This window comes from Ostreibacterium oceani (assembly GCF_009362845.1).
Taxonomy (GTDB): Bacteria; Pseudomonadota; Gammaproteobacteria; order Cardiobacteriales; family Ostreibacteriaceae; genus Ostreibacterium; species Ostreibacterium oceani.
In genome coordinates, this window is the sequence record NZ_WHNW01000010.1 from 74,999 (window position 1) to 101,692 (window position 26,694).

At 45.5% G+C, this 26,694-nt stretch carries 29 protein-coding genes and 2 pseudogenes; 11 read left to right on the forward strand and 20 right to left on the reverse strand.

Features of this window, described 5'->3' with window-relative positions; translation table 11 throughout:
- Positions 1-10: 10 nt before the first annotated feature.
- The 4 genes from GCU85_RS08295 (at position 11) to GCU85_RS08310 (ending at position 4,671) form a co-directional block, all read left to right on the forward strand.
- The gene (locus GCU85_RS08295) at positions 11-922 is read left to right on the forward strand and encodes a M14 family metallopeptidase (protein ID WP_152810712.1); all 912 of its coding nucleotides are present in this window, start codon (positions 11-13) and stop codon (positions 920-922) included.
- A 189-nt stretch (positions 923-1,111) separates the two neighbouring features.
- The gene (gene nhaC, locus GCU85_RS08300) at positions 1,112-2,593 is read left to right on the forward strand and encodes a Na+/H+ antiporter NhaC (RefSeq protein WP_152810713.1); all 1,482 of its coding nucleotides are present in this window, start codon (positions 1,112-1,114) and stop codon (positions 2,591-2,593) included.
- A gap of 442 nt (positions 2,594-3,035) precedes the next feature.
- Positions 3,036-3,713: a phosphoribosylanthranilate isomerase gene (locus GCU85_RS08305; protein WP_152810714.1), complete on the forward strand. Its 678-nt coding sequence runs from the start codon at positions 3,036-3,038 to the stop codon at positions 3,711-3,713.
- An 82-nt stretch (positions 3,714-3,795) separates the two neighbouring features.
- Positions 3,796-4,671, forward strand: a complete 876-nt coding sequence (locus tag GCU85_RS08310) for a cation diffusion facilitator family transporter (protein WP_152810715.1) — start codon at positions 3,796-3,798, stop codon at positions 4,669-4,671.
- Positions 4,672-4,820: 149 nt separating this feature from the next.
- Here GCU85_RS08310 and GCU85_RS08315 read toward each other — a convergent pair whose 3' ends face one another.
- From GCU85_RS08315 to rsgA, 13 genes are all read right to left on the reverse strand, one after another.
- Positions 4,821-5,513, reverse strand: a complete 693-nt coding sequence (locus GCU85_RS08315; protein WP_152810716.1) for a hypothetical protein — start codon at positions 5,511-5,513, stop codon at positions 4,821-4,823.
- Between the two features lie 47 nt (positions 5,514-5,560).
- Positions 5,561-6,034, reverse strand: coding sequence for a hypothetical protein (locus tag GCU85_RS08320; RefSeq protein ID WP_152810717.1), 474 nt, complete (start codon positions 6,032-6,034; stop codon positions 5,561-5,563).
- A 144-nt stretch (positions 6,035-6,178) separates the two neighbouring features.
- Positions 6,179-6,883 carry a DJ-1/PfpI family protein gene (locus tag GCU85_RS08325; RefSeq protein ID WP_152810718.1) on the reverse strand — a complete coding sequence of 235 codons (705 nt, stop codon included), beginning with the start codon at positions 6,881-6,883 and terminating at the stop codon, positions 6,179-6,181.
- A gap of 165 nt (positions 6,884-7,048) precedes the next feature.
- The gene (locus GCU85_RS08330) at positions 7,049-7,396 is read right to left on the reverse strand and encodes a hypothetical protein (RefSeq protein ID WP_152810719.1); all 348 of its coding nucleotides are present in this window, start codon (positions 7,394-7,396) and stop codon (positions 7,049-7,051) included.
- A gap of 212 nt (positions 7,397-7,608) precedes the next feature.
- On the reverse strand, positions 7,609-8,133 hold the full coding sequence (locus GCU85_RS08335) for a peroxiredoxin (protein WP_152810720.1): 525 nt from the start codon (positions 8,131-8,133) through the stop codon (positions 7,609-7,611).
- Positions 8,134-8,345: 212 nt separating this feature from the next.
- Positions 8,346-9,185: a DNA repair protein RecO gene (recO, locus tag GCU85_RS08340; RefSeq protein ID WP_152810721.1), complete on the reverse strand. Its 840-nt coding sequence runs from the start codon at positions 9,183-9,185 to the stop codon at positions 8,346-8,348.
- Between the two features lie 16 nt (positions 9,186-9,201).
- Entirely contained in the window at positions 9,202-10,164 is a 963-nt protein-coding gene (locus GCU85_RS08345) for a polyprenyl synthetase family protein (RefSeq protein WP_152810722.1), read from the reverse strand.
- 130 nt (positions 10,165-10,294) lie between these two features.
- Positions 10,295-11,050, reverse strand: a complete 756-nt coding sequence (locus GCU85_RS08350) for a sulfite exporter TauE/SafE family protein (protein ID WP_152810723.1) — start codon at positions 11,048-11,050, stop codon at positions 10,295-10,297.
- Positions 11,051-11,069: 19 nt separating this feature from the next.
- Positions 11,070-11,270 (reverse strand): hypothetical protein, encoded by a 201-nt coding sequence (locus GCU85_RS10035; protein WP_218110625.1) that lies wholly within the window; start codon positions 11,268-11,270, stop codon positions 11,070-11,072.
- Positions 11,245-11,496, reverse strand: coding sequence for a YgdI/YgdR family lipoprotein (locus GCU85_RS10040; protein WP_218110626.1), 252 nt, complete (start codon positions 11,494-11,496; stop codon positions 11,245-11,247). The genes GCU85_RS10035 and GCU85_RS10040 overlap by 26 nt, the downstream gene beginning before the upstream one ends.
- 145 nt (positions 11,497-11,641) lie before the next feature.
- Positions 11,642-12,610 carry a polyprenyl synthetase family protein gene (locus tag GCU85_RS08360; RefSeq protein ID WP_152810725.1) on the reverse strand — a complete coding sequence of 323 codons (969 nt, stop codon included), beginning with the start codon at positions 12,608-12,610 and terminating at the stop codon, positions 11,642-11,644.
- Between the two features lie 77 nt (positions 12,611-12,687).
- Positions 12,688-12,993 (reverse strand): exodeoxyribonuclease VII small subunit, encoded by a 306-nt coding sequence (xseB, locus tag GCU85_RS08365; RefSeq protein ID WP_152810726.1) that lies wholly within the window; start codon positions 12,991-12,993, stop codon positions 12,688-12,690.
- The gene (rsgA, locus tag GCU85_RS08370) at positions 12,986-13,993 is read right to left on the reverse strand and encodes a ribosome small subunit-dependent GTPase A (protein WP_152810727.1); all 1,008 of its coding nucleotides are present in this window, start codon (positions 13,991-13,993) and stop codon (positions 12,986-12,988) included. The genes xseB and rsgA overlap by 8 nt, the downstream gene beginning before the upstream one ends.
- Positions 13,994-14,120: 127 nt before the next feature.
- Between rsgA and GCU85_RS08375 the strand changes: the two genes are divergently transcribed.
- Together GCU85_RS08375 and purE are read left to right on the forward strand one after the other, a co-directional pair.
- A complete protein-coding gene (locus GCU85_RS08375; protein WP_152810728.1) occupies positions 14,121-15,245 on the forward strand; it encodes a 5-(carboxyamino)imidazole ribonucleotide synthase in 1,125 nt (374 codons plus the stop codon).
- A gap of 24 nt (positions 15,246-15,269) precedes the next feature.
- Complete coding sequence (gene purE, locus GCU85_RS08380; RefSeq protein WP_152810729.1) at positions 15,270-15,821, forward strand: 5-(carboxyamino)imidazole ribonucleotide mutase; 552 nt, start codon at positions 15,270-15,272, stop codon at positions 15,819-15,821.
- Positions 15,822-16,140: 319 nt separating this feature from the next.
- On the opposite strand, the gene GCU85_RS08385 is transcribed toward purE, so the two are convergent.
- Positions 16,141-17,154: an amino acid ABC transporter substrate-binding protein gene (locus tag GCU85_RS08385; RefSeq protein ID WP_152810730.1), complete on the reverse strand. Its 1,014-nt coding sequence runs from the start codon at positions 17,152-17,154 to the stop codon at positions 16,141-16,143.
- Between the two features lie 321 nt (positions 17,155-17,475).
- Between GCU85_RS08385 and GCU85_RS08390 the strand changes: the two genes are divergently transcribed.
- Positions 17,476-17,925, forward strand: coding sequence for a universal stress protein (locus tag GCU85_RS08390; RefSeq protein WP_152810731.1), 450 nt, complete (start codon positions 17,476-17,478; stop codon positions 17,923-17,925).
- Between the two features lie 166 nt (positions 17,926-18,091).
- On the opposite strand, the gene GCU85_RS08395 is transcribed toward GCU85_RS08390, so the two are convergent.
- From GCU85_RS08395 to GCU85_RS08415, 5 genes are all read right to left on the reverse strand, one after another.
- The gene (locus tag GCU85_RS08395) at positions 18,092-18,763 is read right to left on the reverse strand and encodes an ATP-binding cassette domain-containing protein (RefSeq protein ID WP_152810732.1); all 672 of its coding nucleotides are present in this window, start codon (positions 18,761-18,763) and stop codon (positions 18,092-18,094) included.
- Positions 18,763-19,470, reverse strand: coding sequence for an ABC transporter permease (locus GCU85_RS08400; protein ID WP_152810733.1), 708 nt, complete (start codon positions 19,468-19,470; stop codon positions 18,763-18,765). Before GCU85_RS08400 ends, GCU85_RS08395 begins: the two co-directional genes overlap by 1 nt.
- A gap of 148 nt (positions 19,471-19,618) precedes the next feature.
- The gene (locus GCU85_RS08405) at positions 19,619-20,713 is read right to left on the reverse strand and encodes a 6-phosphofructokinase (protein WP_218110627.1); all 1,095 of its coding nucleotides are present in this window, start codon (positions 20,711-20,713) and stop codon (positions 19,619-19,621) included.
- A gap of 53 nt (positions 20,714-20,766) precedes the next feature.
- The gene (locus GCU85_RS08410) at positions 20,767-21,969 is read right to left on the reverse strand and encodes a PilT/PilU family type 4a pilus ATPase (protein ID WP_152810735.1); all 1,203 of its coding nucleotides are present in this window, start codon (positions 21,967-21,969) and stop codon (positions 20,767-20,769) included.
- A gap of 15 nt (positions 21,970-21,984) precedes the next feature.
- Entirely contained in the window at positions 21,985-23,019 is a 1,035-nt protein-coding gene (locus GCU85_RS08415; RefSeq protein WP_152810736.1) for a type IV pilus twitching motility protein PilT, read from the reverse strand.
- Between the two features lie 235 nt (positions 23,020-23,254).
- On the opposite strand from GCU85_RS08415, the gene GCU85_RS08420 reads away from it, so the two are divergent.
- From GCU85_RS08420 to GCU85_RS08435, 4 genes and pseudogenes are all read left to right on the forward strand, one after another.
- Positions 23,255-23,938 (forward strand): YggS family pyridoxal phosphate-dependent enzyme, encoded by a 684-nt coding sequence (locus tag GCU85_RS08420; RefSeq protein WP_152810737.1) that lies wholly within the window; start codon positions 23,255-23,257, stop codon positions 23,936-23,938.
- Between the two features lie 23 nt (positions 23,939-23,961).
- Positions 23,962-24,810: a pyrroline-5-carboxylate reductase gene (proC, locus tag GCU85_RS08425; protein ID WP_152810738.1), complete on the forward strand. Its 849-nt coding sequence runs from the start codon at positions 23,962-23,964 to the stop codon at positions 24,808-24,810.
- Between the two features lie 219 nt (positions 24,811-25,029).
- Positions 25,030-25,569: a YggT family protein gene (locus GCU85_RS08430; protein WP_152810739.1), complete on the forward strand. Its 540-nt coding sequence runs from the start codon at positions 25,030-25,032 to the stop codon at positions 25,567-25,569.
- A 55-nt stretch (positions 25,570-25,624) separates the two neighbouring features.
- Positions 25,625-26,554 (forward strand): annotated as a pseudogene (locus GCU85_RS08435) (FAD-dependent oxidoreductase); the annotation flags it as partial.
- Between the two features lie 28 nt (positions 26,555-26,582).
- Here the strand turns inward: GCU85_RS08435 and GCU85_RS10475 are convergent.
- Positions 26,583-26,694: pseudogene (locus GCU85_RS10475) on the reverse strand (integrase core domain-containing protein); the annotation flags it as partial.

The window sequence follows — 26,694 nt, forward strand, 5'->3', positions numbered from 1 at the left end:
TAGAGGGATTATGAATCAACTGTCGACTTATCCAATCGGCACCTCGGGCAAACCATGGGGTGCTGCCGAGGTGGCGCAGTGGCGAGCGCAGCAACAACCAAGCCGCCATTACCAAGAGGATGTGGTTAGCGTCATCGAGTCGCTACAAACAGACTGGGATGTAACGACCTATGGTGAAATTCAGTATGGTGATGATTATTTTACGCTGTATGCGCTGCAATCGAAAGATTGGGATCCTGACTTGCCCTGCGCGTTAATTACAGGTGGCGTGCATGGTTATGAAACCAGTGGGGTGTTGGGTGCGCTACGGTTTTTGACGCACGATGCCAACGCCTATACGGGGCGCATGAATCTGCTGGTTATTCCTTGTGTTAGCCCGTGGGCGTATGAACGCATTCAGCGGTGGAATTACGATGCGGTCGATCCTAATCGTTCGTTTATTGAGTCCAGCCCAGCGCAAGAGGCAGCGGCACTGATACACTTTCTCAAGCCCCTAAAAACTCAGTTTATTGTCCATATTGATTTACACGAGACAACGGATACGGATGAATCAGAATTTGCGCCAGCCAAAGCCGCCCGCGATGGTGTGGTATTTGAGCCATGCCCCATTCCTGACGGGTTTTACTTGGTCGCGAATGCCGCCAAGCCTGTGCCAGATTTTCAGGCCGCTATCATTGCTGCCGTGCAGCATGTGACGTATATTGCCGTTGCAGATGAGAATGGCTGTTTAGACGGGACACCTATGGCAGCAAGGGGTGTGCTGAATTCATCGGTACAAGGGGTTTGTGCTGATGTCACCAATGCGGCTTATACGACAACGACCGAAGTCTACCCCGATAGCCCTATGACAACGCCCGAGCAGTGTATCAAGGCGCAAACGGTGGCCGTCTGCGCTGGACTGGACTTTGTATTATCGCGCTAATTGGCGCATTAATTCATTAATTGGCGCACAAATTGGCGCACAAACTTAGCAACTTAAGTATGTATTAACCCTGCTGCGATGACAGTAGTGCGCTTGGTGATGAAGTTGATGGTTTCTTTGTGTTGTTTTTATTTTGTATCGTTTGTAATGAGTATTGGGTTTTTTAACTAATTTTAATGAGGTTGTATTATGGAACAGTCTACAGAATCGGTAAAGTCTCCGAGTTTTTTATTGGCGATGATTTCGCTGTTGTCTTTGGTGGTCGGTATTGGTGTGTCGATTGTCATGTTTGGTCTGTCGCCACATATCCCCATGCTTTTCGGTGTGGCTGTTGCCAGTACCGTGGCGCTATTTGCGGGTAGCAAATGGGAAGTCGTACAAAAAGGCATGATTAAAGGGATTACCCATGCTTTACCCTCGATTATTATTTTGATGCTCGTGGGAATTTTAATCGGCGTATGGATTTTGGGTGGCGTGGTACCGACCTTGGTCTATTATGGGCTGAAAGTTTTTTCTCCTGGTATTTTTCTGTTTGCCTGTGCCATTATCTGTGCGATTTCATCGAGTGCCACTGGAACTAGCTGGGGAACGACAGGGACGATTGGCGTGGCGCTCATGGGCGTGGGTGCGGGGCTCGGTATTCCACTACCAATCGTTGCAGGTGCGGTGCTATCGGGTGCGTATTTTGGTGACAAGATGTCGCCACTGTCAGACACCACCAACATGGCGCCAGCCATGGTCGGGGTCGGGCTTTATACCCACATACGCCACATGATGCCGACTACAGGTGTTTCGTTTGGTATTTCGTTGGTGGCTTATATTGTGATTGGATTTTTTTATACGCCAACAGGCGGAGATACAACGCGTATCGACACTATTTTGACCTTACTCAATGACCAGTTTACCATCCATCCGTTGCTGTTATTGCCGCCTGTGATTGTAATGGTATTGAGTTTTCGTAAAATACCCGCCATCCCTGGTATTGCTGCAGGGGTGGTTGCGGGGTTTGTCTGTGCTATCGTTGCACAAGGGGTTGATTATCCGAGCACTATCCAAGCCGCGATGAGTGGTTTTGAAGCAAGCACCGGTAACGAGGATGTCGATAGTTTGCTCACCCGTGGTGGGTTGGAATCCATGTCCTATACGATTAGCTTGATTATCGTGGCGATGATGTTTGGTGGTGTTATGCAAGCCACAGGGCAAATCCAAGTCATCGCCGAGCGTATTTTAAAACTGGCGCGTTCAACGGGTTCATTGATTGCGACGACGGCCTTTACGGCGATTGGGACTAACTTTTTATTATGCGACCAATATATGACGCTGGTGTTAACGGGGCGTATGTATGAGTCTGAATATCGTGATCGGGGGCTTGCGCCTGAAAATCTCTCGCGGGTTACCGAAGATGCGGGTACGGTTACTGATCCGCTCGTACCTTGGGGGTCTGGTGGTGCTTATCAATCAGCGACTTTAGGTGTGCCGACTATCGTTTACGCGCCATTTGCTATTTTTTGTTGGGTGTCGCCTATTGTGACCATTTTGTTTGGTTATATGGGCTGGACAATTAAGCCGTTGTCTGCTGCGTCTAGCACGCTAAGCAATGATGAAGATGATATTGAAGCAAAAGCCGCCGCAGTCGTAGAAGCAACAGTAGAGACAGTTAAGAAAGCCTAGCGGTTAATTCGAATCTGACTGACGAATCTGACTGGCGAATCTGACTGAGCCCTAGCCACGCTGACCACGAGAGGAATCCGAGAGAGGAATCCGAGGGATTATTCAGCGTGCTGGGCTTGGGTGATTTTTCAGTATGTAGTCAAAAATTAGCCAGTGATTAGTCGACGATTAGTCGGCGATTAGCCAGAAGTTGCTTGGCGATAGGTTGCTGCGATAGGTTGGCAATTGACCCGCTTTTCAGCAGGGTGTATGTAGCGGTTCGTTAACGACATTATTCAATCAGGTTATGTCGAGGTTGATTTTTTACCGCGTCAGCGCGTAAAATGCGGTACAATTGGTGCAAAAGGGTGCAAAAGAGTGCAAAAGAGTGCAGAAGCCATGAGTTGAATAGGCGGGTGCTTTATCCATGCGAGCGAACCAATCAAATGAACCAATCAATCAAATGAATCAATCAAACAACACACAGCAACCGAATCAATCGATTAATTTACCCAGCGCGGACGTGCGTATTAAAATTTGTGGTATCACGCGGCAGCAAGATGCTGAAGCGGCGATTGCTTGTGGTGCAGATGCGTTGGGGTTTGTGTTTTATGAGAAAAGCAAACGGGCAGTGACAATCGCTACCCTCGATTGGCTGCACACGTTGCCACCGTTTGTCCAGTTAACGGCGCTATTTGTTAACCCTGAGGCGGACTGGGTTAGCTCGGTAATTACTGGCTTGCCAATTGATGTGCTGCAATTTCATGGCGTGGAGCCTGAGCCGTTTTGTCGCCAATTCGGTAAACGCTATATCAAGGCGGTACCAATGGAAAATAAATCCGCCCAAGACGCCATGCAGTTTATGGCAGGCTATCCAAGTGCGGGGAGTTTTTTGCTGGATAATTATGGCGAACAAGAAATCGGCGGTTCAGGTACGCAATTTGACTGGTCGCAAGTCCCTGATGCTATTGGTAAACCGCTGGTAATTGCAGGTGGGTTAACCCCTGATAACGTCCAGCCCGTTATCTCACAGGTGAAACCTTACGCGGTTGATGTCAGCTCTGGTGTCGAGTCTAGCCCTGGGATTAAGGATAAGGAAAAAATCGCTCGTTTTGTCACCGCGGTTAAATCGGCAATTTAAATGCGCACCCTGTTGATAAAGCAATATGACATTGATAAGGCAATATGGAACTGATAAGGCAATATGGAACTGATAAGGCGATATGAAAACTGAAAACATCGCAATCAATACCATTTTGTTAAGCCTATTGAGTAACGCCGCTTTGGTGATTATCAAATTAGTGGCTGGTATATTCGGGCATTCCTACGCATTGGTGGCGGATGCAATCGAGTCACTGACGGATATGGTGAGCGAGGTGCTGGTGCTGTTTGGGTTAAAATACGCCAACAAACCCGCTGATGATAATCACCCGTATGGCCACGGAAAAATAGAGCCGTTAATTACCTTTGTTGTGGTTGCTTTTTTAGTGAGTGCAGCGGGAATGATTACGTATCAAAGTATTGTCAATATTCGCACACCGCACGAAACGCCAGCGGGCTGGACGTTATGGGTATTGGGCGGCATTATTGTTTGGAAAGAGATTGGCTATCGCTGGGTTAGTCATCGCAGTGAATTAACGCACAGCACGTCGTTAAAGGCCGCGGCTTGGCACCATCGTAGCGATGCATTGACCTCGGTGGCGGCCTTTGTCGGTATCTGTGTTGCCCTGTGGATGGGTGAGGGCTACGAAGCCGCTGATGATTGGGCGGCACTGGTTGCTGCGGTAATTATTCTTTATAACGCGTACTTGATTTTTCGCCCAGCGCTAGGCGAAGTCATGGATGAACATTTTTATGATGAATTAATCGACGAGGTACGCCATCATTCGCTGTCGGTTGACGGGGTTATCGCCACCGAAAAATGCTTTGTGCGAAAATCAGGTATGCGCTACTATATTGATTTACATGCAATTGTTAATGGTGATATCTCGGTGCGCGCAGGCCATCAAATATCCCACGACTTAAAAGACCACTTGCTAGCAAAAATCCCCACCATCGCAGATGTATTGATTCACATCGAGCCCGAAGAAAACGAGTAGTGCTAGGTTAGATACCGGTCTGGCTATGGCAAGTGCGGGATTTTGAAACCGCTTATTTGTCCGCCTACCGTAAATTTATATAGCTGTAATATCTTCATTTTCAAACAGTCTGACCGCATTACGTATAGCCATTGTTAGCGGCTGGCTTTTTATTTTTCAATTTCATAAACTCCTGTCTCAGTAAGTATAAATTTTCCAAAATCAGTTTCTTCGTATTGCCACAATCGTTCTTCGAAGGTCTCAATTAGTTCTAATTCCTTAGTTTCACTGTCAAGCCTGAACAGTTTATTGTTTCCCATATTCGGGATATAAACGAATTTTCCCTTTACATGCAGGCTTTCGGGGTAGCACAAGGGGTCGTACTTATCTTCCCAAGTGTATTCTCCAATTCTGTATATTTCTTTTCGTTCAGAGATTGAAACTTGGGTAACTGTCTGCCCTGTCGGAAACGCAAGCCAAAGAAAATCTGGAAATTGATAGGCAATGTCGTAAATCGGGTGTCCTTGGCCAACTTCGTCAGCATCCCACTCAAGTATTTTTTTTGCGTTCTTGTCAAATCCGTGAATTATTCCTTCTGGGCAAAAACAGAAGTATTGGTTTCCATTTTCGTCTTTTGTCGATTCATAGTTTTCTATAGCTAAGGGGAGTTGGGCTTCGATTGATTTGTAATTATTTCCAAATATCTGTGTTGCAAAATATGCTTTGTCGACTTGCCGAAGCTCTCTTGATTCACCAAATGCAAAAAAATTGGGTTCTCGATTATTCCAGATGATAGTTAATATTTCGAACTTGCCGATGTAAATCCCTGTGCTTTCTTTGCCTATAATTTTCTTTAATTGCATTTTGTTTTTTTAGTATGTTGCACAACCATTGTTAGCTACTGGTTTTTTCATGGAATAGTCTCCATTCCTGCGAACTTAAATTCACCATTTACTTTTTTGAAATGGACTCCGAATTGTACGCCTTCATGCCCTGGAGCTAATTCGTCTTGTTTGTAAATTGTCCAAAATGCTGTTATGTCAGTTCTGTGGTCATTCCCTCTAACCAATATTAATTTATCACTTTTGGTTGCTCGTTGATATGGTTCGCTGTTTTTAATTTTCTCAAGGTGATTTTTTAGAAAAGCTTTCTTGTCAAATATGTAAGGTGAATCTGTCAAGTCGGGGTAGTCTGAACAAATGATGCAGTAAATTCTGTCAGTTGAGATATTAGTTAAGGTATCCATATCGTCTGTCTCGATAGCAACAAATAACGTTTCGAAAGTCTTAACAACTTTCAAGCTGTCGGTCGAACTTATGTCCTGTCCGAATATGGAAGTCGGACTGAATAGCAGAATGGCTAATATTTTAATCGTCTTTTTCATATTATGCCCAACGGTCGTGGCTATGAGCAGTTGGGGATTTTTGCCCTAACTGTTCAGTTTAGCACTGACCTTTATTTTATTTACTATCTTTCAAATATAGCACTTTTGCCCCAATTGCTTATAGCCTTTGTTGGTGGCAGTTTTTTATTTTCCACGTTTGAGTTTTATAAGTGATTGTACGTTTTTTACAATGTCCCAAATTGTCAAATCCTTTTTTGCCTCTTTGCTAAGGATTTTTTTAGCCAACTCAATTGTAGGATTATCTGCTTTATTTATATTTCCTGAATTAAAAGGTGGTTTTGGGTCATACTCTATAAATAATTGATAGGCTTTGGCTTTTTCATCTCCGATAATTTGGCTTACTAAATACAAACTCATATCAATTCCTGCTGAAACACCTTGTGCTGTTATGATTTTACCTTCTTGAATATATCTTTCGCTGGTAGGAATTGAGCCATATTCTTTTAATAAATGAATCACGCCCCAATGTGAGGTAGCTTTCTTGTTTTTCAGTAAACCCGCCGCTGCTAAAATTATTGAACCAGAACATACAGAAGTTGTCCAAGTTGTTGTTTTGTCAATTTTGTTAATCCAAGATAATAAATTGGTGTCTTTTGCTTCTCGTATAAACCCAACAACTGAACCAGGGATGAGTAAAATGTCAGCTTTATCAATTTCGGTTATGTCATACTCAGCAACTAATTTTAGGAAGTGTGTGTCAGAAACGATTACACCTTTTTCTTTAGCTACAAATTTTACGCTAGCGTTTGGAAGTCGGCTTAAAACTTCATAAGGTCCGATTGCGTCTAGTGCAGTTAGTCCGTTGTAGATATAAATTACTATGTCCATTATTTACTCTGTTTTCTTCTTGTAGCTGTCGGTTTAGTGAAATTGCCACCAACATCCGAATAAACGAACATTCGTTTATCGGGGCTATAGGTTATACTAAAAGTTCGTTTATTCGTCATATTAAGGGTGATAACGCTAATTGTTGGTTGTCACTGTCTGATGCGATTAAATCCGCGATAGGCGGGTTAGTAGCCTATCTAGGCCGCCACCGCTGTATTTCTTTTTGATTTCGCCATCGACGTAAATCACGTTATAGGGCAGGGTGTCGACATCGGCGAGCCACGGACTATTTTTTTTAAAATCGAGTAGGCCCTTTTGGTTAATGAGTAGTTTGCCAAATCGCCAGCCTTGGTCAATGGTATCATTTAGGGCATCGCCTGCGAGTGCGTTGTCGATTTCCTCACCCCATTCTTGGCAGGCTGGACAGTCGGTTTTACCGAGGATTAAGATGCTTTTGGGGGCGGCGAGAAAGTCGGATAAATTCTCTGCTGTTAAATTTTCGAGTGTTGCCATATTAAAATGCTCCGCAAAATCAGTTGAATAAAAAAACACGAATCGAAAGCAGTCGAAATCAATCGAAATCAATCGAAAGTAATAAACGGGCAGTCAGTCCACCCGTTTATTATTGGTGTTGCATATCGATTGCGCGTTATCGATTGCATGTTATCGATTGCATGTTATCGCGTGTTGCCTAGTACGTTTTTAGGTGTGTTGTAGGCATGCTATTAAATAGCGAAATCATCGCCTTTTTTCCAGTCAGCACCGCACAATCCGCCTGATTTTAGGGCATGGATAGCCCGTAGTGTTTCTTTGGGACTGCGACCAAGTGATAAGTCGTTAACCGAGTACGAGCGGATAATGCCTTGGTCATCAACAATCACGGTGGCGCGATAGGCAATGCCGCTGTCTTTTTTCAATACTTTGAATTTTTTGGATAGTTTGTGGTTGGTGTCGGCAATGACTGGGTGCGTGATTTCCTGCTCAAACGTCTCACGGTCAGCGAACCAGCACTTGTGCGAGTGCCATGAGTCGGTTGATGCACCAATGATGGATACGCCTTCGTCTTCAAATTCTTCGAGTAGCGCTTCAAATCCACGAATTTCGGTCGGGCAGACAAAGGTAAAGTCTAATGGGTACCAGTACAATACGTACCATTTTCCTTCGTAGTCATGTGATGAAATGATTTTTTCTTCGCCGTTGACATAGGCTGCGCCTTTCCATTCTGGGGCTTTTTTACCGATCATGCTCATTGAATTTACCTCGTAAGTTAGTTGTGGATAAAAGATTCACTGTTTTCGCTTAGGTACACATTCGCTTAGGTCTACACTAGCGCCGTGATTTTCGCTATATTAACCAATGTACAGCACACTGGCTAATTGAAATTATGTATTATACAGATTGTAAATTGCAATGATAGTGTTTTACGGTGGGGTAAATTCAAAAAATGCGGTGTATTGCGGGGTTATGATTGATACTTTTTTAAGTCACTAAAAATAGCCCGTGTTTTCAGTGATTTTTGCCCGAGTAATGGTTTGAGCAGATAGGTCGTCACGGCTTGTGCGCCTTGGGCGAGTGTTTCGTCTGTTTCGCCGTGTGCTAGGTGTTGAGCCGCCAGTAATTGGGCGCCATGAATCGGTAGGCATTCACCCGCTGGCCGCCTGTCTGCAACCCCCATTTCGTGTGATAGAAAATAGTCTTTGTCGGCGCTGATGGGTTGCTGCGTGTCGTAGGTGGTTGTTAAGTCAGGGATGTTGGCAAACTGGTCAATCAGGGCTAATTCTAGCTGCCGCAGGGCTAGATGTGTTTTTTGTTGTGCTAATCGTGCGAGAAACGTTTCGTATTGGGTGAAAAGCACGGGTACAGGGAGTTGGTCAGGTAAAATATAGAGCAAAAGCTCGTGCGCATACTGATAAAACATGAAATATTCAGGCGATTGATAGCTGCCCCGGGCATGGATGCCAGTACCCGCCAAGTCATCCGAGCGATTATCTGATTGGTCTTTTTTGTAGTTGTTTTCGTAGTTGTTTGAGCGTGTGTCTGATAGATTGCTTGCCACGCGCGCGGTACTTGCGTAATGCCTTTCTAGGTGGTCTAGTTTGCTGAGGTTAGGTTTTAGGGTTAAGTCAACGAGCAAAGGCTGTGCAGGCTGTAATAGCGCACGTTTGTTAGTTTTTTGGTTTTTTAATCCTGAGACAACGGCGTTGATTTTGCCGTGGTTTTGAGTCAGTAGATAGACTAAGGCGCTATGATCACGATAAGGGCGTTGGTGGATGAGATAAGCCAGTTCTTGGTAAACGCGCATGGGTTGTTGTGGGTAATTATTGCGGGCGCGTTACAGTCAAATCGCATAAATCCTCAAGGGTTGCCTTGTATGGCGTATCAGGTAAACGAGCGATAGCCGTTTTGGCTAAATGGGCGTAATGCGTTGCACGAGAGAGCGTGTATTCGATGGATTGCGTTGTTTGTAAAATATGGATAACGTCGTCAATGGCACTGCGGTCGCCTTGTTGAATAATCGTTTTTAGGCGCGATTGGTGTGCAGGGCTAGCGTTTGATAGGGCATGAATGATGGGCAAGGTGACTTTGCTTTCGGCCAAATCATCGCCGATATTTTTCCCTGTTTGTTCAATGTCACCCAAGTAATCTAATACATCATCTGCAATTTGAAAGGCATAGCCCAAATAATAGCCATAATTGGCGCAATCATCAGATAATTGAGGCTGTTCAGCGAGTAGCGCAGAAAAACGGCACGCAGCGGCAAATAAAACGGCGGTTTTTAGCTCGATGACTTTGAGGTAATCGGCTTCGCTGAGCGCCAGATTATTCACATGCATCAGTTGCAAAATTTCACCCGTTGCTAAGGCATTGGTCGCATCAGACATGATTTTGGCGGCTTCTAACTCTTGGGAAATCATTTGAAAAGCCCGCGTGTATAAAAAATCGCCGACCAACACAGCCGCTGAATTACCAAACGCCGCGTTGGCGGTAGGGCGATTGCGTCGTGCCTGAGATTCGTCGACAACATCATCGTGCAATAGCGTTGCGGTGTGGATAAATTCAACCGCTGCGGCTAGGGTGAATTGCTGTTTACCACGATAGCCCATCGCTCGCGCCAGCAACAGCAGCACCAACGGGCGAATTCGTTTGCCACCACTGCTGATAATGTATTCGCAGACGGTATTGCTGAGGTCAGCGTCGGATTTGGCGGCCTGTAAAATACAGCGATTTAATTCGTCGCGATCATCGCCTAGGCTGTCCCATAATTGATTGATTGTTTTCATGTGCGTATTGTGTCGGAAAAAGCGCGCCTAAACAAGTGCCGTCATCCATTTTTTACCTGGCATCAGCAAAACATTCACAAAGTCGAGTTACAAAGCCGCCAAAAAAAGGTAGCCAAAAGCTAACCAACACTTAGCCAATACTCACATAAAGTGTCCGTGCCAGCCCAATAAGGCAAATGCTAGCAAGCCCTAGTCCAATGATACGTAAGAATTTGGCTTTATCGACTTGGAGAATTTTTTTGTGCGCCTTTTCACCCAAGATATGCCCAATCGCCATAAAGGGCAGCGTGTAGAGTGCCCAGTTTACGTTTAACGGCGTTGCCGTCACGATAAACCCTAGCATTTTAATCAGCACCAGTAAAATCCACAGGCAAAACAGCGTCGCCCGTAGGCGAATGGGCGGTAACGATTTGGCGAATACGGCGATAATGAGTGGCGCACCGATTAATGACGTGCCACTAATGTAACCGCCGCCTGCAAGCAAAGCATAATCCAGCCCAGGGACACGGATACGTGGCGTGGTTTTCATCAAATACGAGATAGCATAGGCCAAAGTAATCAAGTAAACGCTAATGTTTAAGACGGTTGCTGGTAAATTTAGTAAGCCAATTACCCCAATGATTTTAAACGGCAAAATCACAATAAGGGTTTTGCCCAAATAACGCCAATCGATATGCTGATAGCTACTGACAAGGCTAATGCCAGCGGATAATAATAAGTGTAGCCCAATAATCGGAATAATTTCAACAGGGTTGTCGATGATGAGTAAAAAAAGCGGTAGCGACAGGGCGGCACCACCAAACCCTAGCGCGGTCCTGACAAAACCGCTCCAAATAAAAATCAGTAGCACAAGGGCAATTTGCCAAACAGGGAGAGCATCAATCATGGCGGTTAGGCATTAGCGGTTATCCTTTGTTTGTTAAGGTGTTCTGTTGATTTGTGGTGTTGTGGTTGTTGGGTTGTTGGGTTGTTGGGTTGTTGGGTTGTTGGGTTGTTGGGTTGTTGGGTTGTTGGGTTGTTGGGTTGTTGGGTTGTTGGGTTGTTGGGTTGTTGGGTTGTTGGGTTGTTATTGCGGCGCGTTTATTTTCTGCGGGTATAAGGCTCAATCAGATAAATTGCGTCTTTGCTGAGTTCATAGCGATTGCCATCGAGATCCCTGATGAAATAGCGGTCGTCTTTCAGTGTCGGCTCTTTGTCGCTGTAAAATCGCTGACCATTGGTTGTTTCGATGCGATAAACCGTGCGCTCATTGCTAAACGGATTGCTACACCCCGTCAACAGAGCCAATGTTGACAATAGGATACATAAACTGCGAAATAGGTGGTGTTTCATAAGCGCCTCGTCACGGTTAGCGGTGAATGGATGATTGGTGAATGGTTATTGACGGTATTATATGCTATTTTGATGGTTTTAAGTAATTTGGATTCAGCCATACGATGCAATTATACGATGCAACAGGTAGGGATGCATCAACCCACTATCGATTGCGACTGAGTATGTCGCCAATAATGCGACCCAGCGGGGTGTTTGTTGCTATTTCGCCAAATAAGTCGCGTAAAATCGTCTGGACAAGCTTGGTTTGTTCGTCAAACGCATGTTGCGCACCCGCCAATCCGAGTAAACTGACATAGGTGACTTTGTTGTTGTCGTCGTCGGAATGCGTTGGTTTGCCGAGCATTTCAGCGGACTGTGTTACATCTAAAATATCGTCTTGTATTTGATAGCATAATCCCAACGCGCTACCGAGTTCGTTTAGTGCGTGGGTTTTATTCGGGTCAGGGTGGGGCTGATGTGCGTAGGGTAGCAATAAGCAAGCCTGGATAAGTTTACCCGTTTTGCGACGGTGTAATTCACTGAGCAAGTTAATATCGACTGAGTCAACAGCCAATGGCGTATGCGGCGTCTGCGCTTGTCTGGATAAGAAAATATCCATGTCTTGTCCGCCGACCATCCCATGAAATCCTGCGTGCTCGCCGAGTACGGCAATGTGATTTAAGGCATAAGGGGACTGGCTTTGTGCTAAATGCTGAAATGCAAACGTATTTAAGGCATCACCAGCCAAAATGGCAGTGGCTTCATCAAAAGCGGTGTGACAGGCAGGTTTGCCACGGCGCATGTCATCATCATCCATGCTGGGTAAGTCATCATGGATGAGTGAATACGTATGAATACATTCGATGGCAAAGGCGATTGCATCAACGGCTTTTAAGTCGATACCAAAACTATCCGCACAGGCATAGACTAACGCAGGTCGTAGTCGTTTGCCCGCATTAAAAAAACTATAGCGGGCCGCAGAAAAAACCTGACCAATGACAGGCGCCGAAGTTGGAAAGTGTGCGCTGGCATAGTCATTAAAACGGGTTTGATAACGTAATAACCCTGTCTGTAAAGTCGTGGGCTGAGGATTGCCGTAAGAAACGTTAGGTGGTGGGGTTGTTTGCTGCATCGCTAGGGTTTTGGTTGCCGTTTTTAGTTGCCGCTGTGGTTGCCGCTGTGGTTGCTTTTCTCGCTTTGTTCACTTTTTTAGTCGTTGTTTTCGTTACCACCTAAGGCATCGTTGTCGTTTTGCATCAGGCCTTGTATTTTTTGCTCGGTCTGCGTCAAAATGTGTTGACAGTGCTTGACTAAGCTAACGCCTGCTTCAAACTGTTTGATGGCCTCTTCTAGTGGCAGTTGATTGTCCTCTAATTGGGTGAGGATGTGCTCTAATTCGGCGATAGCGGTTTCATAGTTTTTGCGCGCTTGTGTGCCTTGTTGCGTGGCTTGTTGTGAAGATTGTTGTGAAGACTCTTGTGGAGACTCTTGTGGTTCAGTTATTGGTTCAATCATGGGCTTTTACTTCGGCTAAAATCTGTAAAAAACTATTGTAACGCAATTCGCTGACTTTGTGTGCTTGTACGGCATTTTTTAAGGCGCAATCGGTCTCGTGTTGGTGCGAACAATCTCTGAATTGGCACTGCCCTAAGAAGGGGGCAATGTCTGGAAACCCCTTGGTAATAATTGATTCATCAAGGTGATAGGTGTCAAAGCTGCGTACGCCTGGGGTATCCAAAATGGTGGTGTTGGCATTTAAGCGATACAACGTGGTATTGGTGGTGCTATGACGGCCTAACCCTGAGGCATCAGAAATACTCATCGTTTGAATAGCTAAGTCAGGAATGAGCGCGTTGATTAGGCTGGATTTGCCGACGCCAGATTGCCCTGCAAATACGCTGGTTTTCCCCGCCAAGTGTGTATGCAGTGCGGCAAGGCCATCGCTTGATTGGGTGTGGCCTTTGACCCAAGTCACACGGGGTATCGCTGCATAAATTTGGCGGATACGCTCAACGTGTTCGATGTGGTCGCTGTCGGTAAGAATGTCCGTTTTGTTAAAGAAAATCAAACAATCAACGCCAATGTGATTGGCCGTGATTAAGTAACGGTCAAGGAGTGAGGTTTGAAACATCGGCGTGTGGGTAATGACCACGACTAACTGGTCTAGGTTGGCCGCAAATGGTTTGGCGCCGCGGTAGGTGTTTTGTTTTTCTATCACCGTACGGCGTGGCAAAATAGCTTCGATGACGGGTGTTTGGCCGTCAATTTGGGTGATAAGGACTTCATCGCCTGCGCAAATGGCGCCGATATGTTGACGCCAGTCGCAAGGAAGCAAAGGGGCATCTGATGCAGTTTGCACAATCACGGTAAAGCCCATGTGGCTAATCACGGTGGCTTTAATTGCCCCTGCCTGTTGGAGCTCGGCAATGCGCTTGGTGCGATTTTCAGAGACGGTGGTCTGTTGTTTGATAGAAAGCGTGTGCTTTGATTGTCTGGTGGTCGGTTTTTTAGCCATATTTTTATTGTTTTAGTCAGGATTATACTATAAATGGCGACAAAAAAGGCTTAATTATGTTATGCTTTTGCGCAGCTTATTCTTAACTTATTCTTAACGTATTGATTCGGGAGCTTGTCGTTTAGCCATGTCAAAAAAAATAGGAATCCTCGGTGGGGGGCAATTGGGGCGTATGTTTTTACAAACGGCTTATGATTACCCTTTTGAATACGCGGTATTAGACCCTGCGCCTGATGCACCCTGTCAATCAATGACCTCGCATTTTGTTATAGGAGATTTTGCTGACTATGATGCAGTGATTGCGTTTGGGCAGTCCTGTGACGTGATTGGCATTGAAATAGAACACGTCAACACTGCGGCATTAGCCGCCCTAAAAGCGCAAGGCAAAACCGTCATCCCACACCCAGAAGCACTGACGATTATCAAAGATAAAGGACTGCAAAAAGCCTTCTATACCGAGCACGGCATTAAAACACCGCCATACTATCTCATCGATGATGCCAGCGGCATTGACGTAGACAAGATGCCACCGCCTTTTGTACAAAAGCTACGCCAAGGCGGCTATGACGGCAAAGGTGTCCAATTAATTCAGACAACCGCGGACTTAGCATTATTGTGGGATGCGCCTTCAGTCATCGAAGCATTTACCGAGATTGACAAAGAAATTGCCGTTATGGTCATCAAAGACCAGCAAGGAAAAATGGCGGTTTATCCCGCAGTTGAGATGGTTTTTGACCCTGATTTGAATTTGGTGGATTATTTATTTGCGCCAGCGAGCCTGAGTGAGAAACAGCTAGAGACGGCAAATAGCCTCGCGCAGTCAGTTGTTCAGGCATTTGATTGTCCTGGTGTTTTTGCCGTTGAGTTGTTTATCGATACGGCAGGGACTGTTTGGGTGAACGAAACAGCACCGCGCGTGCATAATAGCGGACATCATACGATAGAAGCGGCTGATTGTTCTCAGTTTAGCCAGATGCTTCGTGTCTTGGCAGGGTTGCCAGTGGGGTCGTCAAATTTACGTGAGTCTGGTGCAATGATTAACTTGATTGGTGCGCCAGGTTATGAAGGTGAAGCCGTCATTGAAGGGCTTGCCCAACTGAGTGAATTTCCCAATACCTATTTACATTGGTATGGTAAATCGATGACTAAGCCTGGGCGCAAGATGGGGCATATTACTGTATTGGGTGAGCAAACACAGGTTGCGTCGATTATTGAAAAAATCAAAGCAACCGTTCGCGTAATCAGCCGTTAACGCATAAAGAAAAAGGAGAACATCATGAATCAAACTGAATCAACGCGTGAATGTCAGCCCAAAGTCGGCATTATTATGGGCAGCCAAAGCGATTTGCCTAAGATGCAAGCGGCTGCTGAACTATTAGATAGTTTTGATATCGCTTATGAGTTAACGATTGTGTCGGCGCATCGTACGCCACAGAGAATGGTCACCTATGCACAAACGGCACAAAGCAGAGGGTTGCAGGTCATTATCGCAGGCGCAGGTGGCGCCGCCCATTTGCCAGGCATGGTAGCGTCGTTGACGACGTTGCCTGTAATAGGCGTGCCGATTCATTCGAGCAATTCGGTCAGTGGGTGGGACTCTATCCTGTCAATTTTGCAAATGCCCAATGGGATTCCTGTGGCAACCGTGGCATTGGATGCGGCTAAAAATGCAGGGATTTTAGCGGCGCGTATTTTAGGCGCGCAAGACGATGTACTTACGCAAAAGCTACAGGCGTATCAACAGACTATGCAGGAAAAAGTCACCGAGTCGATTCAAACGGTAGCAAAAACCTATCCGTGTGGCTTTGACTCGGCGTCGGATTTGTAGAGAGTGGCGGCAGCGTAGGCGTAAAAAGTCGCGTAGCGTAGTCAATAAACTGTTGTCAAAATAATTATCGCGCTAGTTATTTCGCTGCGCTAGTTATTTCGCTGCGCTAGTTATTTCGCTAGTTGCTCGCTCCAATCATGATGAATGACAATGAGTGACAATAAAAAAAGCCCTGCAGTGCAGGGCTTTTTTGCTTTGCCCCGCGTATCAGCGGGGGGGAACAACTCGGTTATTAATTTCAGCCTTTTAATCTCAGCTTTTTAACTTCAAGTTGTTGCAGCGGCAAGTTGTTGCAGCGGCAAGTTGTTGTAGCGGTTGATTAGCGAATCGGTGCCGCGTACATCAATCCACCATCGTTCCATAACTTATTGAGTCCACGCTCAATTTTAAGCGATGAATTTTTGCCCAAATAGGTCTCAAAAATTTCGCCATAATTGCCGACGGCTTTGATTTGATTAGCGCACCATGCATTATCTAGACCCAGTGATTTTTCGCCCAAATCGGTGTTGACGCCGAGTAGACGTTGGATTTTTGGATCTTCAGATTTTTTCATCTCTTCAACGTTGGCTTTGGTGACGCCTAGCTCTTCGGCGTTGACGCTACAGTTGCGTGACCAGCGTGCGATATCCGCAAATTTATTGTCGCCTTCTCTGACGGCAATGGCAAGCGGCTCTTTAGAAATGATTTCAGGCAAAATGATGTGCTCATCTGGATTTTCCATGCGCGAACGCTGTACATAAAGTCCAGATGCATCAGATGAATAGACATCACAGCGGCCTGCTTCGTACGCCGATTTAACCTCGTCTGATTTTTCAAAGATGACGGGTTTAAACTCCATGCCGTTGGCATTAAAATAATCCGACATGTTTGACTCGGTCGTGGTGCCTGTGTTCGAACAAACGGCAGCGCCACTGAGCTCTTTGGCGCTGGTTACGCCTAAATCTTTGCGGACCATGAATCCTTGACCGTCGTAATAATTAACACCGACAAAATCAATGCCGAGCCCATCGCGTGATAGGGTTTCGGTTGTAACACGGGCCAGTACATCAACTTCACCAGATTGTAGCGCCGTAAATCGTTGCTTTGAAGACAATGGTACATACTGTACTTTGCTGCCGTCGCCAAAAATGGCAGCGGCTAATCCGCGGCAGTATTCTGCATCTAAGCCATGCCACTCGTTGTTGTCATTAGGCGCGGCAAAGCCAGGTAATGCCTGGACAACGCCACACTTTAACATGCCATTGCTCTTGATGGCATCTAACGTGCTACTGGTTTGGGCTGCAGCAAATGTTGTGCTGGCTACGGCGGTGATGGTAAGTAATGTTTTTTTCATGGTAGTATGACTCCTTATTGGTTTTTAGTATACTTATCTTACTGATTATTGATGGTTGCACAACTATTTTTTTTGCATAACGTCATTTTTTTGGTGTCAAACCGGTATCAACTGCGTTAGGTCAGGCGTTTTCAGGCGATGAGTTTGGACGGTTGATTAGCCATGCAATGGGCGGAAAAAAAAGACATTAAAGCAACCCAATGCCATGAAAAAATAGCGATGGAAAATCAGCGATGAAAAAATCGGCGACGGAAAAACCGTGTTAAAATAATAATAGACAAGTTACAATAAGTCGATAGATCGATAACACAGGGGGATGCCATGAACTATAAACATATCTTGTTTGTTACAGATTTAGAAAAAGACAGTCAATCAGTTGCCGATAGAGTCAATGAATTACTAGAGAGTTGTCAAGACGCCAAATTGTCAGTGGTACACATTGTATTGGATAGCATTATTGCCAGTGGCTATGAAATTATGCCGCTCTTTAACTATGCGGATGATGAGGAAAATATCCAAGAAAACGCCAAATCATTAAAGGCGTTTTTAAAAGCCACCGATTTAAAAGCAGATCGCTCTGAAGTCGTATCGGCATTATCAACGGCAGCAGGTATTGGTGATTATGCCAAAGCACACGAGGTTGATTTGATTGTGATAGGTTTGCATAAAAAATCAGGATTGTTGAATTCGTTGTTGGGTAATACGGCATCAGCAGTCATTAATAGTACCGTGTGTGATGTGCTGTCGGTGGTGATTTCAGGCGCAGAATAACGCAGAATACCCTAGAAAGTTTTCAGTTAACACGTTTTTTATCAATCAGTTACTTCTGTTGTCGTTTAGTGGGTTGTCGTTTAGTGGGTTGTTGGTTGTAGAGAGGTTGTGTGGCGGGCTGACTAACGGGATATCTAATGACCTAACTAATCGCTTAACTAATCGCTTAACTAATGGCGTCAATCAGGACGTTTAGGTCGAGTTGCTGCGTTTTTTCAACGAGCCTCCCTTTTCTAAGGACAATGATTTCATCACGACTGGGTTGGAATAGGCGCTTTAATTGCGCTAAATCGTGCAGCGTCAGGATGATTTTTTTTCCTGTGTCAGCGAGATGGTTGATAACCGATTCGATGGTTTGATTGGTGCTTAAATCAACGTTGGCGCTGGGCTCGTCAATGAGGTAAAGCGTGGCTTCTTGTAACAGCAGACGCGCCAGCGCAACCCGTTTTTTTTCGCCACCTGAGAGGGTCAGTGTATTTTGGCTGAGCAGGTACGCTAAATCCAATTGCTGGATAATATCGTTTATTCGGGCGTCAAAATAATCGGCGCGACAGACCTGGCTCGCGCGAATAAATTGTAAATTTTGCATCACGCTGCGATTTAATAAAATCGGTTGCTGTTGCAAGTAAGCTTGTTCGTTTAAAACGGGCGCTTTGATAGTGCCGCTACTGGGTTGGTTAATCCCATGAATGAGCTTGAGTAACTGTGTTTTCCCTGCGCCGTTATGGCCGAGTAAGAAGCTGATCCCAGTGGCTTGAAAAGTCAGATTAAGGGCATCTACGACAGACTTTTCGCCATAGGATAGCGTTAACTTGTTAAGGCAAATAGGGTTTAACATTAATAAATGACTTTGGGTTGATAGCGTTGATGCAAAAAAAACAAGGCGGCATTGAGCGTCAACGCAATGAATAGCAAAATAATACCTAAGCTAACGGCTAATGCAATTTCGCCCTTGCTCGTCTCTAAGGCGATGGTGGTGGTAATCGTGCGCGTGTGATGGAGAATATTACCGCCGACTAGCATCACGGCACCAACTTCGGCTAGTCCGCGCCCCAAGCCAGTGACCGTTGCACTAAGTAGTTCAAAACGTGATTCGATAATGACGGTCTGCATGCGCTTAGCTGGGCTGATTTGCAGGGAATAAAAAAGCTCGTGTAGTTGTTGATATTTCAGGCGAAAGTGCTGTTGAAATAGTGCGCAAACAATCGGGAAAATCAGGATGGTTTGTGCAACAATCATGGCGCTTGGGGTGAAAAGCCATTGCAAAAAACCCAAAGGTCCACGATGCGAAAGTAGCATATAAACCAGTAAGCCCACTAGAACAGGGGGTAGCCCCATTAACGCGTTCAGCATGACAATCCAGGCTTGGGTTAAAGGCCCATTTCGTGTCGCTAAAAAAGCCGCAGTGGGTAAGGCGAGGATGACAGAAATCACTAAAGCAGTTAGTGATACTTGCAATGTGAGTGAGACGATTTCAAGCAGCAGTGCATCTGCGGAAAGTATTTTGTGAAATGCCTCTGCAAAGACGTCGAAAAACCAGTTCATAGCCGATGGGTGAGCCGTTGGGTAAGCCGATGAGTGGGTCGGGTCGTTAAATCGTGTATTACCATGCTGGTTTGTACTGGCGTCTGTGATTGCATTTATGACTACATTTGCGACTGACTTTAGCTAATGCGGTCATGACGACTGCACATTATGTGTCAATGCGGTCGCCAAAATGAATGCCTAAATTTCTGGCCGTGGCGACTAACTGATTTGTCGAGGGCGTTATGCACTTTATTTTTTTGGTCGCTTCCTCTAAGGTTACGCCAATAATTTCGCCATCTCGCAACGCAACCATGGTACCAAACTGTTGTTGATTTACTTGCTGTATCGCAAATTCACCATAGCGGGTGCCTAACACGCGATCAAAATGTGTTGGGGAGCCACCGCGCTGCAAATGTCCAAGGACGACAGCACGAATTTCCTGCTTTAAATGCGGTGCCAGCGTTTGCTCTAACTGGTGTGCAATGCCGCCGTAGCGTGGCGCGTCGTGGCCTTGTCCTACAACGCTATGCTGACCATCGATGGCTTTTGCCCCTTCAGCAACAACGATGATGGAAAACTGGCGCTGCTGTTTTTGCCGCATGGCAAGACTTTCTAAAATAAAATCATCATGATAGGGGATTTCAGGCAATAAAATGACATCCGCACCACCTGACACACCCGATTGTAAAGCCAGCCAGCCCGCATCGCGCCCCATCACTTCGCAAATCATCACGCGATGGTGTGAATATGCCGTCGTATGCAGTCGATCAATGGCTTCCATGGCAATGTTGCATGCACTGTCGTGACCGAAAGTAATATCCGTAGCGTATAGGTCGTTGTCAATGGTTTTGGGGACACCAACTACCGCAATGCCCATGCCTTTTAAGCGCTTAGCAATTCGCATTGTCCCATCGCCACCAATCATAATAATGGCATCAATGCCGTATTCGTCTAGCCGCGCTTTGAGTAAGTGGCTTTTATCTGCGTAGTCGGTATTGCCGTCTTTGCCGTCAATAGGGAAACGGAATGGGTCAGCGCGGTTGCTGGTGCCGAGTATTGTGCCACCTTGTGGTAAAATCCCACGGATGGTATGCATGTTGAGTGGGATAACCGAAGGGTTATCAGACAACAGACCACCAAAGGCATCAGGAATACCAACAACCGTCCAACCATGCTGGTAAATCGCCGCCCGCGTGACTGCACGGATAACGGCATTTAGCCCCGGACAGTCCCCGCCCCCTGTGACAACACCGATTTTCAATGCTGGGCGCTCCAATAGGCTGAACGATTACATGCTGTATGCCGCATGGTGATTTAGGTGCTTGATTTGTTGAAGCTACCCCAAGTTTGTTTATGAGAGTTTTCTTTAACACTCTCTTCAACATCCCAATCATCGTGTGCTTCAGTTTGAAACTCTGGGGGGAGTTCGCGATTGGATTCTGTACGAAGGCGCATGCGGAAGTTATGTGGGGATTCAGCGTATCTTAGTGCTTCTTGGTAGGTAATTACATCTTGTTCGTACAAATCTAAAAGGTAGCTATCAAAAGCGATAACACCTTCGCGTAGCGTGGCCCTTGCCATGGACTCATCAATTTCATTAAATCGACCTTCACGAATTAGAAATTTTATGTGCGGAGTAATACTCATGATTTCAAGTGCGGGGATGCGCCCTTTTTCATGTGCTTTGTTCAGCAGTCTTTGAGTGACAATAACTTTCAGGTTTTCTGATAAATCCAGTAGTACTTGGTCACGACGTTCGCTAGGGAATTGATTTACAATCCTTTCTAAGGTTATTTTTGCTGAGGTGGCGTGCACGGTTGCGAAAACCATATGACCTGTTTCAGCGAAAGCAAGGGCTTGCTCCATTACGTCTCGGTCGCGGATTTCTCCGACCAGTACTGCGTCAGGTGCTTGCCGTAGTGCTGATTTCATTGCTTCGGCATAAGATTCAGTATCAACACCAACTTCACGCTGAGTAATAATTGATTTTTTGTTTTGGTAAACAAATTCGATAGGGTCTTCTACGGTAATAATATGGTCGGCACGGGTCTCATTGCGGTAATCGATCATGGCGGCAAGTGAGGTCGATTTACCAACCCCCGTAGCCCCAGTGAAGAGCACTAACCCACGATTTAGTAAGGCGTATTCTTTGAGCAGTAAAGGGATTTTTAAGTCTTCAATGCTGGGGATTTTAATTGAGATAAGACGCATCACTAGACCGATTTCACCACGTTGTTTAAAGACGTTGGTTCGCAGGTGCGCAAGCCCAGGGTATTCGAGCAAAAAATTCAATTCGCTGTGCTTCATAAACTGCTCAAATTGCCTTGCTGTCATTAATGATTTTGCGATAGTCTCTGTGTCATTTGATTTTAAAGTTATTTCTTTTATATACCGTACTGCACCGTCAATTTTTAGTGCAGGGTGGGCATTGGCGTTGATAATAATGTCTGAACCTTTCTGCTTATGCAGCAGCTTGGTCAGCTTGGTAATCAGCTGTGATGCTTCTTGCGGTGTCATTTTTTCTCCTAAAATTTAAAAACTATCTTTGATAGCAGCTCTATGCCGTGCTTCCTCATAATCAACCACCCCTTTTTGAACTAGTTCTTTTAGGTGTTGATCTAATGTTTGCATGCCATAACCACGACCAGTTTGTATTGCCGAGTACATTTGCGCGACTTTGTCTTCACGAATGAGGTTTCTGATCGCAGGTGTCCCGACCATAATTTCCCAAGCAGCGGTCCGTCCGCCGCCGATTTTTTTAAGCAGCGATTGTGCCACAACTGCACGAAGAGACTCAGAAAGTATTGAGCGCACTAGCTCTTTTTCTGATCCAGGGAATACGTCAATGATACGGTCAATGGTTTTGGCGGCAGAGCTGGTGTGCAGTGTGCCAAAGACTAAGTGTCCTGTCTCTGCCGCGGTTAACGCCAGGCGGATAGTCTCTAGGTCACGCATCTCACCGACTAGGACGATATCAGGGTCCTCACGCAGCGCAGAGCGTAGCGCATTAGAGAATGACTTAGTGTCACGGTGGACTTCGCGTTGGTTAATCAGACACTTTTTGGACTCGTGGACAAATTCAATGGGGTCTTCGATGGTCAAAATGTGTTCGTTTTTTGTTTCGTTGAGGTGATTTATCATGGCCGCAAGCGTGGTTGACTTACCCGAGCCTGTAGGACCAGTTACAACGATTAATCCTTTGGTCACGTTAATTAGTTCCTTAAAGCTTTCGGGGCAACCAAGCTGCTCTAAGGTTAGGATTTTATCAGGAATGGTCCTAAAAACAGCGGCTAATCCACGGTTTTGCTGAAACACGTTGACACGAAAACGCGCGATGCCTTTGAGCGTGATGGCAAAATCCGCTTCCCAAGTGTCTTCGAAATCACGAATTTGGTCATCGTTCATTATTGTGTAAATCAAATCACGCACTTGCTCGTCGTCTAACGGATCAACGTTGATACGACGGACATCGCCGTCAACGCGAATGAGTGGCGGCAACCCAGCGCTGATATGAAGGTCAGAAGAACCTTGCTGGTAAGAAAACTTTAATATCTCTTCTAGTTTCATGGTGCTATCCCTACTTTTAGTTTGTTCATTCAATATGTCTAAATTAAGGGATATAATACTTTATTTAGAGAAAAATCTCACCTCAAAATGTAAATTTTGTTAAATTGGCTTAAGTTATTGCCCCGTTTTATGGTCTCGTTTTAGTGTCTAAACGATAGACTAGTTCCATGGTCTATTTTGCTAAACGGTTTAACTTTGCTATCCTAGATGAAATAATTAGACAAAGATAAATTAAATGATTACTGAACGGTTAGCACAGCTACAATCCGATATAGCAAAAATTAGTGAGCAAAATAGCCAAACACGGCCACTGCTGCTAGCGGTCAGCAAGTGTCAGCCCGTTGCAAGAATACGCGAAGCAGTTGCCGCGGGGCAGTACCATTTTGGCGAAAACTATCTGCAAGAAGCCATCGATAAGCAAGCCATTATTTCAAATGCGAATATCGTTTGGCATTATATCGGTGCGATTCAATCGAATAAAACCAAAAAAATCGCGGCGCATTTTGATTGGGTACACACCGTCTCGGATATAAAAACCGCAAAACGGCTGTCTGGACAAAGACCAGAAGGACAGCCTGCACTACAAATTTGCTTGCAAATTAATATTGATAATGAAGCCAGCAAAGCAGGTATTTTGCCTGATAAGGCAGCGATATTGACTGTGGTAAAAGCGGTTTCAGCGTTGCCGAATATTCAGTTACGCGGGTTGATGTGTATTCCTGCGCCCAAGACAACACCCGAAGCAGAACGCGCGACGTTTGAGCAAATGCAGGCCTTGTTAGGTTGGCTACAGTCTGAGGGATACCCACTCGATACCTTATCGATGGGCATGAGTGATGATATGGCGAGCGCGATTGCTTGCGGGGCAACGATTGTACGGGTGGGGACGGCGATATTTGGTGCGCGGTCTGCGGCATAACGAACAAACAAAAGGGGTATCATATGGAAAATAAAGCAATAAATAGCGCTTATCAATACGCGTTTATCGGTGCAGGTAACATGGCGCAGGCAATGATGGCGGGTTTGATTCGCCAAGGTCTAGCGCCAGCGCGTATTATCGCCAGCACGAAAACCGTCGCGTCAAGTGAGAAATTAACGGCCTCATTTGGTGTGAAGGCCGTGCAGGACAATAGCCTTTGTTTGGACGCTGATACAATTATCCTAGCCGTTAAACCACAAGTACTAAAAGCGGTATTAAATGAAATAGATCGGCAGAAATTACAAGAAAAACTGGTTATTACTGTTATTGCTGGTATTCCAGCGGCGTTTTATTATGACTTGATTGGTAGTCGCTTGCGGTTAGTGCGTTTAATGCCGAATACGCCTTCGCTGATTGAGGCGGGGATGACAGGCGCGTTTGCTGGGGAGAACTGTTCTGCCGATGACAGAGAGACGGCAAAGACATTATTACAAGGTATCGGGCAGTGTCTATGGGTACAAACGGAGCAAGGTATTGATTATGTCAATGCGATTTCAGGCTCAGGGCCTGCGTATTTTTATTATTTTATTCAGTGTATTGCAAAGAAAGGTGAGGCGTTGGGGCTGTCTTACGAAGACGCAGAGACGTTGGCAATACAGACTGCATTAGGGACTAGCCAATTGTGCTTAGAACAATCAGATGGCAACCCCGAGCGGTTACAGTCGTTAATTGACCAAGTGACGTCTAAGGGGGGGACAACCATAGAGGCCATTGATTCATTTAAACGCAATAATCTATCGGCAATAGTGGATGAGGCGATTCAGGCGTGCTATGACCGCGCACTGGCGATTGGCGAAACGTATACGAAATAGACCAAGGAATAGACCGATTAACTACGGGGTTAATTACGACGGGATTAATCGCGGGGTTAATCACGGGATTAATCACGATTTAACCAAGTTCTTACCAGATAAATGACGAGATAAGGTAAAATAGCCCCATAGGTGGTGAAGTAGTATACTAAATAGCATACTAGGTACTATGCCAAGCACTATGCAGTTGTAACAATAAAAGCAAGCAGGTTAACATCGATGACAACACAACAAATTTTACTGATAATAATAGCCGTGGTGCAAATTACCTTGATATTGCGATTCCACTTAGAGTGGAGCAAAGTCGATGCCTTTATGCAGCCAGCAGCCACAATACGCAAGCTGACTAACCCGTTGGTGTTGCCTGTCAAAAAGCAATTGCCTTATGCGGTAAAGCCTTGGGCGGCGATTATTATTGCAATTGTGTTGACTTTATTAGCTTTTTTTCTTTTTTATTCAGATAGTGTGATGGTTTTGGTCGTTGGCTCGGTCTTAACGCTATGCAAAAATTGGATGCTATTTTTAAAGTACGGCATTTTCCTTTATGTCATTGGGTCTTGGTTGCAGATGCGCGAGTTTGCAAGAGCTAATTATTTTTTAGACCAAATTTTCGCCCCCGTTTTACGCCCGATTAGACGCATTATACCGCCTTTGGGGGGATTGGATTTTTCGGCAATTGTCTTGTTAATTGGGTTGACGATTGCGCAGGCTCAGCTTAATATGCTGGGTGCTTTTCTGTTGTCGCGGTTAGGTCAATAATTATTTTTATGCAATGGTTTGTTTTTTCTTGTATTATTTCGGGAGTTGATGGGTGATGAAGTATCCACAAACATTTGATGTCATTGTTGTTGGTGGCGGACACGCAGGCACCGAAGCAGCGGCGGCCGCCGCACGAATGGGTGCCAGTACGTTGCTATTGACGCAAAATATCGAAACCCTAGGCATGATGAGCTGTAACCCTGCGATTGGCGGCATTGGCAAAGGTCATCTGGTCAAAGAAATTGATGCGCTCGATGGCTTAATGGCGCGCGCCGCTGACCGCGCAGGCATACAATTTCGCACGCTAAATTCAAGGAAAGGTCCAGCGGTTCGTGCTACGCGTGCCCAAGCCGATAGGCAGCTTTATCGCATGGCGATTCGTCAAATGCTTGGCGAGCTGCCGAATTTAACCCTGTTTCAGTCGATGGCAGCAGGCTTATTGTTAGCAGGCGAGCGCGTTATCGGTGTGACATCGCAGCAAGGCATTGCGTTTCATGGAAAAACAGTCGTTGTGACTGCTGGGACGTTCTTGGGCGGGCGCATCCATGTGGGGTTAAACAATTATCAAGGGGGGCGTGCAGGCGATGCCGCCTCGCTAGAATTATCCAGTGCATTACGCGATTTGCCTTTTACTGTCGGGCGACTAAAGACGGGTACGCCTCCACGAATTGACGCCAATAGCATTGATTTTACACAGTGCCAAGTGCAGCCAGGTGATTCACCAAGACCTGTGTTTTCATTTATGGGGAGTGCCAGCGATCACCCGCGGCAAATTGCATGTTGGATTACCCATACCAATGAAAAAACGCATGATATTATTCGAAAAGGGCTCGATCAATCACCGATGTACAGTGGAGAAATTGATGGCGTTGGGCCGCGTTATTGCCCGTCAATCGAAGATAAAATCATGCGTTTTGCCGATAAAACATCGCATCAAGTGTTTTTAGAGCCCGAAAGCCTAACCACCAACGAAATTTATCCTAACGTGTAAGAAATCCTCGCGTTGTTTACAGTTAGGTTAACTCAAAGTAGTGACTAAGTATCTCATAAGGTGTTGCGTTGTTCAAACTTTTGTGCGGTTTGACAGTATTGTAAAAATTGATGAATCGATTTAATTCCAATCGT